The following is an 11668-nucleotide window of genomic DNA, read 5'->3' as shown; positions in this document are numbered from 1 at the left end:
GCGTGTGCCCGGCCGGACGCGGGCATCCTCCGGGGAGGGGACGGCGTCGAGGGGGAGGTGTGCCGTGCACGGACCGGCCCTGTCCGGGTGGTTGATGGTCGTGCTCTGCGCGGTGACGGGCGTGTACTGCCTGCTGCGGATGCGCGCGTCCGCCGGGGAGGAGCGGCGGGCCGCCGGCGGTGAGGCGGTGATGGGCTTCGGGATGGCGTCGATGGCGCTGCCCACGGCGGCGCTCACCCCGCCGGAGTGGAGCTGGGCGGTGTACGCGGCGGTGTTCGGCGGCGCGGCGCTGCACGGTCTCACGGCGGTCCGGCACGGCGGACACCATCTGCACCACCTCGTCGGCTCGCTCGCCATGGTCTACATGGCGGTGTCGATGGCGGCTCCCGGCGCGGGGGCGCACGCGGGGCACACGGCGGGCACGGCGGGCGGCGTCCCCGTCCTCACGGGCGGGCTGCTCCTCTATTACACGGTGTACGTGCTGCACGCGGGCACGAGACTCGTGCCGGTCGCGATACCGGCGACGGCGACGGCCGGCGGCCCGGTCCCGGGCCGCGGGCCGGGGCAGGCCTGGGCGGCCCGCCCGGAGCTTGCGCTCGCCTGCCGGCTGTCGATGGCGCTCGCGATGCCGGCCATGCTGGTCGCGCTGTGAGTTCCGCCCGGCGTCCGACCGGGCTTCGCCGGGCCGCCCGGCTCAACCAAACCGTGGCGTACGTCACTTGCCGTCCCGGGGCATACCCCCGACCAGTACCGCGCTCATAGGCTGGCGCCATGTGGGTCTCCCTCGCGCTGTTCCTGCTCGGAGTTCTGACCGCCCTCGCGGCCCCCCGGCTGCTGTCGCGGGCGGACTGGGTCGAGCGAGAACCCGTGGTGGCCCTCTGGGTGTGGCAGTGCGTGGTCGGCGCCGTACTGCTGAGCTTCGCGCTCTCCATGACGTTCAGCGCGTCGACCGCCTGGCAGGCCGTACGGGGGCAGATCTTCGCTCCCGCGCCGCGCGCGGTGATCGACGCGTACGAACTGGGGACGACCGGGCCCTGGTCCGCGGTGCTCGCGGTGGCCCTGGCCGCGGGCGGGGTGTGGTCCGGAGCGATGCTGGGCCGCGAGTTCAGCCAGGCCAGGTCGCGGCGCAGGCAGCGCCGCTGCGATCTGCTCGTCCGCGCGCCCCTGCTCCCCGGCGAGGAGCCGGGCAGCGAGCGCCTCGTGGTCCTGGAGGGTGAGCGGGCGAACGCCTGGTGGCTGTCGGGGAGCACACCCCGGCTGGTCATCACCACGGCGGCGCTGCGGCGGTTGAAGGGGCGTCAGCTGGACGCCGTCCTCGCGCACGAGCAGGGGCACGCGCGCGCCCGGCACGACTGGCTGCTCCACTCCTCGGCGGCGCTGGCCGCCGGATTCCCGGGGATCCCGGTCTTCGCGGCCTTCCGCGAGGAGATGCACCGGCTGGTGGAGCTGGCCGCCGACGATGTGGCCTCGCGCCGGTTCGGGCGGCTGACGATCGCGCTCGCGCTGGTCGAACTGAACGAGGACCGGGGCGTGTTCGGGCCGGGCCAGGCCCCGTACGGCGATCTGCCGCGCCGGGTGAACCGGCTGCTGACCGCGGCGCCCCGGCTCACCGCCGGCCGCCGGCTCCGGCTGACCGCGGCCGCCTCCCTGGTGCCGGTGGTCCCGGTGCTCGTGGCCTTCGTCCCGGCGCTCAGCGCGCTGGGACAGGGGTGACGGCAGGATCGCCGGTCCGGTCGCGCGCGGCGGCGCGCGCGGGGGGCGGGGAGGAACGGTCGGGGCCGATCGTCGGGCAGGATCGACGCATGCGCTCCTCCGCCGTGATCTCCGGAGTCCTGGCCGTTCTCCTGCTCGTGCTCGTCGCCGTGGGATGGACGCCGCTGCTCTCCTTCGACCGGTCGGTGACCGAGGCGCTGCACCGTGACGCGGTGGCCGAACCGGGACTCACCCAGGTGCACCGCTTCCTCAGCGACTGGGTGTGGGACCCGTGGACGATGCGCGCGCTGGCCGCCGCGACGGTGGTGCTGCTGTGGTGGGGTCGGGAGCGGCGGCTCGCCCTGTGGGTGGCCCTGACGAGCCTGCTGGCCGTGGCGCTCCAGCAGGGCCTCAAGACCCTCGTGGGGCGGGACCGGCCGCAGTGGAGCGATCCGGTCGACTCGGCGCGCTTCGCCGCCTTCCCGTCCGGGCACGCGATGACGGCCATGGTCACCTGCGGGCTGCTGCTCTGGGTCCTCGCGCTGCGATGGCGCGGCGAGTGGCGCGGCTGGGGCGCCCTCACGAGCCTGGCGGTCGTCTCGGTGCTCGGGGTGGGCTGGACGCGGGTCTATCTGGGCGTGCACTGGCCCTCGGACGTGGTCGCGGGCTGGCTGCTCGGCTGGTGCTGTGTGGCCACCGCGATCCTGACGTACCGCAGGAGCGAGCGTCGTACACCCCGGGTCGCCCCCGGCGGGAGCGACGGCGAGGGGAGCAGAATGGGAGGAACAGGATGAAGCCGCCTGTTCTGGACGATCCCCCGTGTCGCCCAGAACAGACGGCATCCCCGGCGGTCTGTCACGAGGGCAGCCCGACGGGATGCGCCGAGTATATTGGCCGGCAGCCAGTCAACGCAGGAGTCAAGCATGTCCCCGCGTAGCCCATCGGTCAATGAAGAGCTCCGCCGCAGGTCCCGGGAGCGCATTCTGCAGGCCACGGTGGAGCTCGTCGACACGCGTGGTTACGAGGCGACGACACTCGGCGACATCGCGGAACGGGCCGGTTCGGCACGCGGTCTGATCTCGTACTACTTCCCGGGCAAGCGGCAGCTTCTCCAGTCGGCGGTGCACCGGCTGATGCACCTCACCCTGGAGGAGGCGCTGGAGCGCGAGCCGCGCACGGAGGACGGCCGCGAGCGCATGGCCCGCGCGATCGACGCGATCCTGGGGCTCGCCGCGGACCGGCCGACCCTGATGCGGACGCACATGGCGGGGATCCTGCAGGCCGAGGGCTTCGTGCAGTGCCCGGAGCAGCAGCGCCTCGCGTTCCTGCTGCGGGACACGGTGACGCGGTACGGCTCCGAGGACGTGGACACGGACTATCCGATGCTGCGCGCCCTGCTGATGGGCGCGGTGGTGGCGGTGCTGCTGCCGGGGGCGCAGATGCCGCTGGCGCGGCTGCGCTCGGAGCTGTTCCACCGCTACGGCCTGGACTGGGAGGCGGGCGCGCCGCCGGACGGGGGTCCGCCCGACGGCGCGCCGGCGGGTCAGGCCGTCAGCCGGCCGTCGTGAGCCGACGGCCGGCGGTCACGGCTCCGCTCAGTGGTCGAAGTCGAAGTAGTCCGGCTGGGTCTGGACGTTGAGCTCGTCCATCCGGATCCGCTTCGCGGGGTCGGTACGGCGGTCGGAGAGCTTCAGCACGTCGAAGCCCTTGGCGATGTCGTTCGAGTAGATGTAGCCGTTGTAGTAGTACGCGGACCACGAGCCACCGGTGGCGATGGTGGTGGCGGACAGCGGGCCGCGCTCGAAGTAGGCGATCTCCTTGGGCTTGCGGGAGTCGGTGAAGTCCCAGACGGAGATGCCGCCCTGGTACCAGGCCTGGACCATGATGTCCTTGCCCTTGACCGGGATCAGCGAGCCGTTGTGGGCGACGCAGTTCTCGGTGTCGGCCTGGTGGCGCGGGATCTTGAAGTAGCTGCGGAAGACCAGCTTGCTCTTCTTGCCCTTGCCGACGATGTCGTAGATGCCGTCGGCACCGCGGTTCGGGCCGACCTCGGCGTTGCAGGTGGCCGCGCCGCCGCCGCCGAGCTCGTCGGTGAAGACGACCTTGTTCGCCTTCTGGTTGAAGGTCGCGGAGTGCCAGAACGCGAAGTTGACGTTGTCCTGGACACGGTCGATCACCCGCGGGTGCTCGGGGTCCTCGATGTCGAAGAGGATGCCGTCACCCATGCAGGCGCCGGCCGCGAGGTCCTTCTCCGGGAGCACGGTGATGTCGTGGCAGCCGGTGGTCTTGGAGACGCCCGGGTTGGTCGGGCCACCGGGGTTGCCGCCGCCGTCCGGGCCCTCGCCCGGGAAGAGGACGGGGAAGCCGACGAGCGCGGCCTTCTCGGGAGCCCTGCGGGGCACCTTGATGACCGAGATGCCGTCGTGCGGGGGCTGGCAGTCGGGGAACGCGGCGTTGGGCGAGTACGAGGAGACGTAGATGTAGACGTCCCGCTTCTTGGGAACCAGCGTGTTGGTGTGCGAACCGCACGCGGTCTCGACGGCGGCGACGTACCTCGGGTTCCGGATGTCGCTGATGTCGAAGATCTTCATGCCCTCCCAGGATTCCTTGACCGAGGCGGGCTGCGTCGTGCTGGCGCAGGAGTTGTCGCTCCGGGAGGAGTCCGTCGAGAGGAACAGGAGGTCCCCGGAGACGGAGATGTCGTTCTGGGAGCCCGGGCAGAGGACCTGGGCGACGGTCTTCGGGGACTTCGGGTTGCTGATGTCGAAGATCCGGAAGCCGTCGTAGTTGCCGGCGAAGGCGTACTTGCCCTGGAAGGCGAGGTCCGAGTTGGTGCCCGGGAGGGCGTCCTTGGGGATGTTGGCAAGGTGCTCGATGTTCGAGCTGTGGACGATCTCGTCCACGCCGGGTATCTCACCGCTCTGTATCGCGGCACGCGCCTCGGCCGCCTGTGCCGAGGAGACCTTGCCCTGGGCGGGCACGTCTCCCGGGTCGGGGGTCGCGGTGGCGGGGCCCGCCACGAGCAGTGTGGCCATCAGTCCGGCCGCGGCGGATGCCACGCCAAGGCGTCTGAGCCTGGCACGCGGGTCGCGCGTGATGGACGTGGTACGCGGGGTACGCAACGAAGTCACTCCGTCCTCCCTGGTGTCCGTTCAGCATTGAACGGGTGTTGGACCCCGGCAGTATCTTCCTTGCCGTGCACATCTCAACAGATGGCAACACAGACGTAATGAAGGTTTTTGATCGGTAGCCCCGAGAAAAGTGCTAGGAACGGTCACTGTCCCCGCAAGAACATCTGGAGGTCGCGTTGTTGATCCGCTGTCAGCGTGCCGTCGTCGCCGTGGCCCTGTCCGCCGTCGCCGTACTCGCCCTGACCGCCTGCGAGTCGGGGCCCGAGAAGGGTGCGCCCGAGGCGGCGAGGGAATCGGCCGGGACGGTGGTCGCGCCGGGCAAGCCCGGTGAGGCGGCCAGGCGGATATCTCCCGAGGAGGCCGCGAAGCTGCTTCCGGACCAGAGCCCGAACAGCGCGGACTTCACCTACGCGCAGATGATGATCGTGCACCACCGGCAGGCCCTCACCATGACAGCGCTGGCCCCGCAGCGGGCGGCCTCGGCTCAGGTGAAGGGGGTCGCCGAGCGCATCGCGGCGGCACAGAAGCCGGAGATCGCCGCGATGGAAGGTTGGCTGAAAAACAACGGTGGCCCGCGCGAACAGACGGGCCACGACCATCACTCGATGCCGGGCATGGCGAGCGAGGCGCAGCTGAAGCAGCTCGGGAGCGCGAAGGGCAAGGCCTTCGACGAGCTGTTCCTGAAGCTGATGATCACGCACCACGAGGGGGCGGTGACGATGGCCGCCGAGGTGCTGAGCGAGGGCAACAACGTCCTCGTGGAGGAGATGGCGAACGACGTGATCGCCCAGCAGTCGGCGGAGATCGGAAGGATGCGGTCCCTGTAGCCCGAGGTGCGCTCAGGTCCGTCCGGGCGGATGCCGGTCGCCTCCTCCCCGTGGGGGCTGAGCACCGAGGTGAACCCTCCGCCCTTGTCGGCGTGGTGGACCCTCCTCCCCGTGGGGGCCGAGCGCCGAGTTCGTGGTCGCGGACGGCCCCGGCTCCGGGCGCACCTCTCAGGCGGCCGGGGGCTCGGGGGTGTTCTCGCGGACGGCCTGGGCTCCCGCCGCCGCGAGAACGGCGGCGAGGAGGCCCGGGAAGAGGGCTTCGAGGTCGTCCTCGCGCAGGGCGTTGAGTTTGGCCGTACCGCGGTACGTCTGCCGGATGACTCCGCCCTCGCGCAGCACCCGGAAGTGGTGCGTCGTCGTGGACTTGGTCACCGGGAGGTCGAAGTGCGAGCAGCTCAGTTCGGCGCGCTCGCGCGCCATGTCCCGCACGATCAGGAGCCGCACCGGGTCCGCGAGCGCGTGCAGCACCGCCTCCAGTCGGATCTGGTCACGCGTGGGGTGTTCGAGGGCGCGAGGGCTGGTGGCGGTCGTCATGGCGGCGGCTCCACTTCATCCGGGATACGGGCCATTGTACGAGAACCCTCGTAGTTTGACAGACGCCGTACTACGATGGTTACCGTACTAGCGTCCTTCGAGGCATCCCGAAACGGAGTCCGTCATGAGCGTCGCCCTGTTCGAGCCCTACACCCTGCGGTCCCTGACCGTCCCCAACCGGGTCTGGATGGCGCCCATGTGCCAGTACTCGGCGGAGATGACCGGACCGAACGCGGGTGTCGCCACGGACTGGCACTTCGCCCACTACGCCTCCCGGGCCACCGGCGGCACGGGGCTGATCCTGGTCGAGGCGACCGCCGTCGCCGCCGAGGGCCGGATCAGCCCGGCGGACCTCGGCCTCTGGAACGACACCCAGACCGAGGCCCTCCGCCGCATCGCCGGCTTCCTCAAGGACCACGGCACCGTCCCCGGCATCCAGATCGGGCACGCCGGGCGCAAGGCCTCGACCAAGCGCCCCTGGGAGGGCCGCGGGCCCGTCCCCGAAGGCGGTCCCCGCTGGCAGCCCGTCGCGCCGAGCCCCGTCGGGTTCGCCGAGGGCTACCCGGTGCCGACCGAGCTGACCGTCGACAGGATCCGGGAGATCACCGGGCAGTTCGCGGACGCCGCCCGCCGGGCGCTCGACGCCGGCTTCCAGGTCATCGAGGTGCACGGCGCCCACGGCTATCTGATCGGCGAGTTCCTCTCCCCGCACAGCAACCACCGCACCGACGCGTACGGCGGTTCCTTCGAGAACCGGACCCGGCTCGCCCTGGAGGTCGTCGACGCCGTGCGGTCCGTGTGGCCCGAGGAACTGCCCGTCTTCTTCCGCATCTCCGCCACCGACTGGCTGGAGGAACAGGGCTGGACGGTCGACGAGACCGTACGGTTCGCCGCGCTCCTCCGCGAGCACGGCGTCGACCTCCTCGACGTCTCCAGCGGTGGCAACGGCGGACCGGCCGAGATCCCGGTCGGCCCCGGCTACCAGGTGCCCTTCGCGGCCCGCGTCAAGGCGGAGACCGGGCTGCCGGTGGCCGCCGTAGGCCTGATCACCGAGAGCGACCAGGCCGAGAAGATCGTCGCCAACGGCGAGGCCGACGCGGTCCTCCTCGGCCGCGAGCTGCTGCGCGACGCCTCCTGGGCCCGCCGCGCCGCCCGCGACCTGGGCGCGACCACGCACGCGGCGCCGCCCCAGTACGCCTGGGCGATCTGAGGCCCGCGCGGTGACCGCCGGCCCCTGAACCACGCGGGTACGGCGTGGCGCGGGCGTCTCCTGGAGTGTCCGGGAGCCGTTGTCAGTGGCCGGGTGCAGACTGGCCCGTATCCGCGACAACGGCGTCCTGGAGGTTGGCAGCCATGCCCGACGTACTCCTCACCGTAGGCACCCGCAAGGGGCTCTTCATCGGCCGCAGGCACGACGGCCGATGGGAGTTCGACGATCCGGCCTTCCCCGCACAGGCGGTCTACTCGGTCGCCATCGACACCCGCGGACCGACCCCGCGGCTGCTCGTGGGCGGGGACAGCGCCCACTGGGGGCCTTCGGTCTTCCACTCCGACGACCTCGGCCGGACCTGGACCGAACCGGCGCGGCCGGCCGTCAGGTTCCCCGAGGACACCGGCGCCTCCCTGGAGCGCGTCTGGCAGCTGCACCCGGCACCGGAGCACTCCCCCGGCGTCGTGTACGCGGGGACGGAGCCGGCCGCGCTCTTCCGGTCCGGGGACGGCGGGGAGTCCTTCGAGCTCGTCCGCCCGCTGTGGGAGCACCCGACCCGCTCCCAGTGGGTGCCGGGCGGGGGCGGCGAGGCCGTGCACACCGTGGTGACCGACCGGCGCGACCCGGCGGCCGTCACCGTCGCCGTGTCCACCGCCGGGGTGTTCCGCTCCCAGGACGGCGGGGCCGCCTGGGAGCCCTCCAACAAGGGCGTGTCGGCGGTGTTCCTGCCGGATCCGCATCCGGTCTTCGGGCAGTGCGTCCACAAGATCGCCCAGGACGCGGGCGATCTCGACCGGCTCTATCTGCAGAACCACTGGGGCGTCTTCCGCAGCGACGACGCGGGCGCCAGCTGGACGGACATCGGCTCCGGCCTGCCGTCCGACTTCGGCTTCGCCGTCGCCGCGCACCCGCACCGCCCGGACACCGCCTATGTCTTCCCCATCACCGCGGACTCCGACCGGGTCCCGGCCGGCCGCCGGTGCCGGGTCTACCGTACGACCGACGCCGGAGCCACCTGGGAGCCGCTGAGCCGGGGGCTGCCCGAGGGCGACCACTACGGCACGGTGCTCCGGGACGCGCTGTGCACCGACGACGCGGACCCGGCGGGCGTGTACTTCGGCAACCGCAACGGCGAGGTGTACGGGAGCGCCGACGACGGCGACAGCTGGCGACTCCTCGCCGAACACCTGCCGGACGTGCTGTGCGTGCGGGCGGCCGTGATCTGAGGCGGGGCGGTTCCGCGTCGGGGGCGGTTCCGCGTCGGGGGCGGTTCCGGTCGACGCCCGGGCGCTTCCGTGGCCGGGCGCTTCCGTGGCCTCCTCCGCGGGGAGGAGGCCACCGCGGGTCAGGGCAGGCGCCAGTCCACCGGCTGGGCGCCCTGCTCCAGGAGGAGTTCGTTGGCGCGGCTGAAGGGACGGGAGCCGAAGAAGCCGCGGTCCGCCGACATCGGGGACGGGTGCGCGGACTCGATCGCCGGCAGATTGCCGAGGAGGGGCCGGGCGTTGCGCGCGTCGCGGCCCCACAGGATCGACACCAGGGGCTTGCCCCGGGCGGCCAGCGCGCGGATCGCCTGCTCGGTCACCTCTTCCCAGCCCTTCCCGCGGTGCGCGGCCGGCTTGCGCGGGGCGGTGGTCAGCGCCCTGTTGAGGAGGAGGACGCCCTGCCGGGTCCAGGGGGTCAGATCGCCGTTCGACGGCCGGGGCATCCCGAGGTCGGTGTGCAGCTCCCGGAAGATGTTCTCCAGGCTGCCCGGCAGCTGACGGACCTCGGGCGCGACCGCGAAGCTGAGCCCGATGGCCATTCCCGGTGTCGGATAGGGGTCCTGACCCACGATCAGAACCCGCACGTCGTCGAAGGGCTGCTGGAACGCCCGCAGGACGTGCGCCCCGGCCGGCAGATACGTCCGGCCCGCGGCGATCTCCGCCCGCAGGAAGTCACCCATCTCCGCCACGCGGCCTGCCACGGGGCTCAGAGCCTCCGCCCAGCCGGGCTCCACCAGTTCCTTCAAAGGTCGCGCTGTCACGGTCCGTCACTCTACCGGCCTACTGTGACACCCCGGTTCGGGCGCCGCGACGGGCCACCCCCTAGACTCCGCCCACTCCCCCGCCCCACTCGTTGCGAGGACGGTGCACCGTGACCTCTGTCGCCTCCGTGGCTTCCGTGAACGACCCTTCCGGCGCACTGGTCGTCGGTGTCGACTCCGGGGGTTCGGGACTCCGGATCGCGCTGGCCGAGGCGGCGAGCGGCACCGTGCTCGACACCCGCGCGTCGCGGGAACCGGTGCGGACCGGCCCCGGCGGGATCTCCGCCCGGCACTTCCTCGACCAGGTCCTGCCGGCCGTACGGGCCCTGACGGAGTCTCACGGCGCACGGCCCGTCGTCGCCGTGGCCGTGGGAGCCGCCGGGATGGCGACCCTCGGGGACGAGCTGCGGGCCGAACTGCCGGGTGCCTTCGCCGAGGCCTGGGGGGTACGGCGGCTCGCGCTGGCGGCCGACGCCGTCACCGCGTACGCCGGTGCGCTGGGACAGCGGCCGGGGGCCGTCGTCGCCGGCGGTACGGGGATGATCGCGCTCGGCACGGATCTGACGTCCTGGCGGCGGGCCGACGGCTGGGGCCATCTCCTCGGCGACTGCGGCAGCGGCGCCTGGATCGGCCGGGCGGGCCTGGAGGCGGCCATGCGCGCGTACGACGGGCGGCGGGGCGGCTCGGCGGCGCTCCTGGCCCGGGCGGAGAAGCTGTTCGGTCCGGCGGCCGGCCTGCCGGGCGCCCTCTACCCCCGTACCGACCGGCCCGCGGTGCTCGCCTCCTTCGCCCCCGAGGTGGGACTGTGCGCCGCCGAGGACCCGGTGGCGGCGGACATCCTGGCGCGGGCGGCCCGGCACATCGCCGAGGCCGCCGAGGCGGCCTGCCCGGCCGGGCCGGGAGCGCTGGTGGCGCTGACGGGCGGCCTGTTCAAGATGGGGGACCCCCTGCTCGTACCGCTGCGCGCGGCGCTCGGGGAGCTCGTCCCGCAGGCCCGGACGGTCGACCCCGCGGGGGATCCGCAGGCCGGGGCCGTCGCGCTCGCGGCGGCGCTCGCCACCGGCACGCTGCGACTGCCGGAGGACCCCGCGCTGCTGCGCCTGTTCGGGGAGGACGCCCCACGCACCGCCTCATCCGCCCAGGTGGGAGGCGGTGCGTCGACGCGCGGGGAGAGCGCGAACCGCATTCCGGACGCGCCCTAGGGGGGACATAGGGGGGCAGAAGGCGCATGATCGTACCTCAGCCGACGCCGCCCCAGGCGAAACCAGTAGCATGCGGCGCCATGAGCTCCCCCACTGGGCCTGCTTCCGGCCTGCCTGTACGAATGCCTCGACCCCGTCAGTCCGGGCGGCACCGTCGCCCCGAACCCGCGGCGGCGCCCGAGGGCGCTCCCGCACTGGTTCTCGCTGTGCCCGGCGTGCCGTCCGCCGCCATACGCTCGCTGGCCGAAGAGGTCGTGAGCATCGCCCGTTCCGAGCTGCCGGGCCTCGACGCCCTGATCGGCTTCGTCGAGGGCGACGACAGCGAGTACCCCTCGCTCGCGACCGTGCTGACGGTCGCCGCCACGCTGCGCACCGAGCGGTACGAGCTGGCCGTGGCCGCCGGCCGCGAGGTCAGCGCTCCCGCCGGCCCCGCCTCGGTCGTCGTGCCGCTGCTCGCGGGTCCGGACAGCGCCCAGACGCGCCAGGTCCGCCAGGCCGTCATGGACGCCGGCAACACCGCCGAACTCACCGATGTCCTCGGCCCGCACCCGCTGCTCGCCGAGGCGCTGCACGTGCGTCTCTCCGAGGCGGGTCTGGCCCGCGCCGACCGCGCCCGGCTGTTCACGGTCGCGACGGCCGCCGACGGCATCATCCTCGCCACGGTCGGCGGCGAGGAGGCCGTGCAGGCCGCGGGGATCACCGGCATGCTGCTGGCCGCGCGTCTCGCCGTGCCCGTCATCGCCGCCGCGCTCGACCAGGAGGGTTCGATCGCCTCCGTCGCCGAGCAGCTGCGCGGTTCCGGTTCGGAGCAGCTCGCGCTCGCCCCGTACCTGATCGGCCCGGAGCTGGCCGACGGCCTGCTCGACGAGGCCTCGAAGGAGGCCGGCTGCGCCGCCGCCGAGCCGCTGGGCGCCTACCCGGCGATCGGCAAGCTCGTGCTCTCGCAGTACACGGCGGCGCTCGGCATCCCGCCGCAGCAGCCGCAGGGCGCGCCCTCGCTCTGAGGCCCGCCACCCCGCCCGTACGCCGAAGGGCCCGCACCGGATGTC

The 11668-nt window shown here is 73.0% G+C and carries 12 protein-coding genes; 9 read left to right on the top strand and 3 right to left on the bottom strand.

What is annotated here, in order from left to right; genetic code table 11:
- Positions 1-64: 64 nt before the first annotated feature.
- The 4 genes from ACFQ79_RS25760 (at position 65) to ACFQ79_RS25745 (ending at position 3260) form a co-directional block, all read left to right on the top strand.
- Complete coding sequence (locus ACFQ79_RS25760) at positions 65-652, top strand: DUF5134 domain-containing protein (protein ID WP_383587443.1); 588 nt, start codon at positions 65-67, stop codon at positions 650-652.
- 119 nt (positions 653-771) lie between these two features.
- Positions 772-1713: a M56 family metallopeptidase gene (locus ACFQ79_RS25755; RefSeq protein ID WP_383587440.1), complete on the top strand. Its 942-nt coding sequence runs from the start codon at positions 772-774 to the stop codon at positions 1711-1713.
- Between the two features lie 89 nt (positions 1714-1802).
- Entirely contained in the window at positions 1803-2486 is a 684-nt protein-coding gene (locus ACFQ79_RS25750) for a phosphatase PAP2 family protein (RefSeq protein ID WP_383587437.1), read from the top strand.
- A 129-nt stretch (positions 2487-2615) separates the two neighbouring features.
- A complete protein-coding gene (locus ACFQ79_RS25745) occupies positions 2616-3260 on the top strand; it encodes a TetR/AcrR family transcriptional regulator (protein ID WP_383587434.1) in 645 nt (214 codons plus the stop codon).
- A 27-nt stretch (positions 3261-3287) separates the two neighbouring features.
- Here the strand turns inward: ACFQ79_RS25745 and ACFQ79_RS25740 are convergent, their stop codons facing one another.
- A complete protein-coding gene (locus tag ACFQ79_RS25740) occupies positions 3288-4727 on the bottom strand; it encodes an LVIVD repeat-containing protein (RefSeq protein WP_383587539.1) in 1440 nt (479 codons plus the stop codon).
- A 272-nt stretch (positions 4728-4999) separates the two neighbouring features.
- Between ACFQ79_RS25740 and ACFQ79_RS25735 the strand changes: the two genes are divergently transcribed.
- Positions 5000-5650 carry a DUF305 domain-containing protein gene (locus tag ACFQ79_RS25735; protein ID WP_383587431.1) on the top strand — a complete coding sequence of 217 codons (651 nt, stop codon included), beginning with the start codon at positions 5000-5002 and terminating at the stop codon, positions 5648-5650.
- Between the two features lie 168 nt (positions 5651-5818).
- On the opposite strand, the gene ACFQ79_RS25730 is transcribed toward ACFQ79_RS25735, so the two are convergent.
- The gene (locus ACFQ79_RS25730; RefSeq protein WP_383587428.1) at positions 5819-6184 is read right to left on the bottom strand and encodes an ArsR/SmtB family transcription factor; all 366 of its coding nucleotides are present in this window, start codon (positions 6182-6184) and stop codon (positions 5819-5821) included.
- 124 nt (positions 6185-6308) lie between these two features.
- Between ACFQ79_RS25730 and ACFQ79_RS25725 the strand changes: the two genes are divergently transcribed.
- The gene (locus ACFQ79_RS25725; RefSeq protein ID WP_383587426.1) at positions 6309-7394 is read left to right on the top strand and encodes an NADH:flavin oxidoreductase/NADH oxidase; all 1086 of its coding nucleotides are present in this window, start codon (positions 6309-6311) and stop codon (positions 7392-7394) included.
- Between the two features lie 143 nt (positions 7395-7537).
- Positions 7538-8620 (top strand): WD40/YVTN/BNR-like repeat-containing protein, encoded by a 1083-nt coding sequence (locus ACFQ79_RS25720; RefSeq protein WP_383587423.1) that lies wholly within the window; start codon positions 7538-7540, stop codon positions 8618-8620.
- Positions 8621-8739: 119 nt separating this feature from the next.
- Here the strand turns inward: ACFQ79_RS25720 and ACFQ79_RS25715 are convergent, their stop codons facing one another.
- Entirely contained in the window at positions 8740-9417 is a 678-nt protein-coding gene (locus ACFQ79_RS25715) for a uracil-DNA glycosylase (protein ID WP_383587420.1), read from the bottom strand.
- A 128-nt stretch (positions 9418-9545) separates the two neighbouring features.
- Here ACFQ79_RS25715 and ACFQ79_RS25710 point away from each other — a divergent pair, with 128 nt between their 5' ends.
- Both ACFQ79_RS25710 and ACFQ79_RS25705 read left to right on the top strand, forming a co-directional pair.
- Positions 9546-10619, top strand: a complete 1074-nt coding sequence (locus ACFQ79_RS25710; protein WP_383587536.1) for an N-acetylglucosamine kinase — start codon at positions 9546-9548, stop codon at positions 10617-10619.
- Positions 10620-10699: 80 nt separating this feature from the next.
- A complete protein-coding gene (locus tag ACFQ79_RS25705) occupies positions 10700-11623 on the top strand; it encodes a sirohydrochlorin chelatase (protein ID WP_383587418.1) in 924 nt (307 codons plus the stop codon).
- Positions 11624-11668: the final 45 nt, after the last annotated feature.

The organism is Streptomyces sp. NPDC056480 (assembly GCF_042795405.1).
Taxonomy (GTDB): Bacteria; Actinomycetota; Actinomycetes; order Streptomycetales; family Streptomycetaceae; genus Streptomyces.
The sequence above is the reverse complement of the archived record's forward strand: the minus strand, read 5'-3'. Positions and strand labels throughout refer to the sequence as shown.

What these genes read in the sequence shown, in the direction of transcription:
- ACFQ79_RS25745 (WP_383587434.1), top strand. Translation starts at nt 2,616, where the DNA reads ATGTCCCCGCGTAGCCCATCGGTCAATGAAGAGCTCCGCCGCAGGTCC.
- ACFQ79_RS25755 (WP_383587440.1), top strand. Translation starts at nt 772, where the DNA reads ATGTGGGTCTCCCTCGCGCTGTTCCTGCTCGGAGTTCTGACCGCCCTC.
- ACFQ79_RS25750 (WP_383587437.1), top strand. Translation starts at nt 1,803, where the DNA reads ATGCGCTCCTCCGCCGTGATCTCCGGAGTCCTGGCCGTTCTCCTGCTC.
- ACFQ79_RS25730 (WP_383587428.1), bottom strand. Translation starts at nt 6,184, where the DNA reads ATGACGACCGCCACCAGCCCTCGCGCCCTCGAACACCCCACGCGTGAC.
- ACFQ79_RS25720 (WP_383587423.1), top strand. Translation starts at nt 7,538, where the DNA reads ATGCCCGACGTACTCCTCACCGTAGGCACCCGCAAGGGGCTCTTCATC.
- ACFQ79_RS25725 (WP_383587426.1), top strand. Translation starts at nt 6,309, where the DNA reads ATGAGCGTCGCCCTGTTCGAGCCCTACACCCTGCGGTCCCTGACCGTC.
- ACFQ79_RS25705 (WP_383587418.1), top strand. Translation starts at nt 10,700, where the DNA reads ATGAGCTCCCCCACTGGGCCTGCTTCCGGCCTGCCTGTACGAATGCCT.
- ACFQ79_RS25740 (WP_383587539.1), bottom strand. Translation starts at nt 4,727, where the DNA reads ATGGCCACACTGCTCGTGGCGGGCCCCGCCACCGCGACCCCCGACCCG.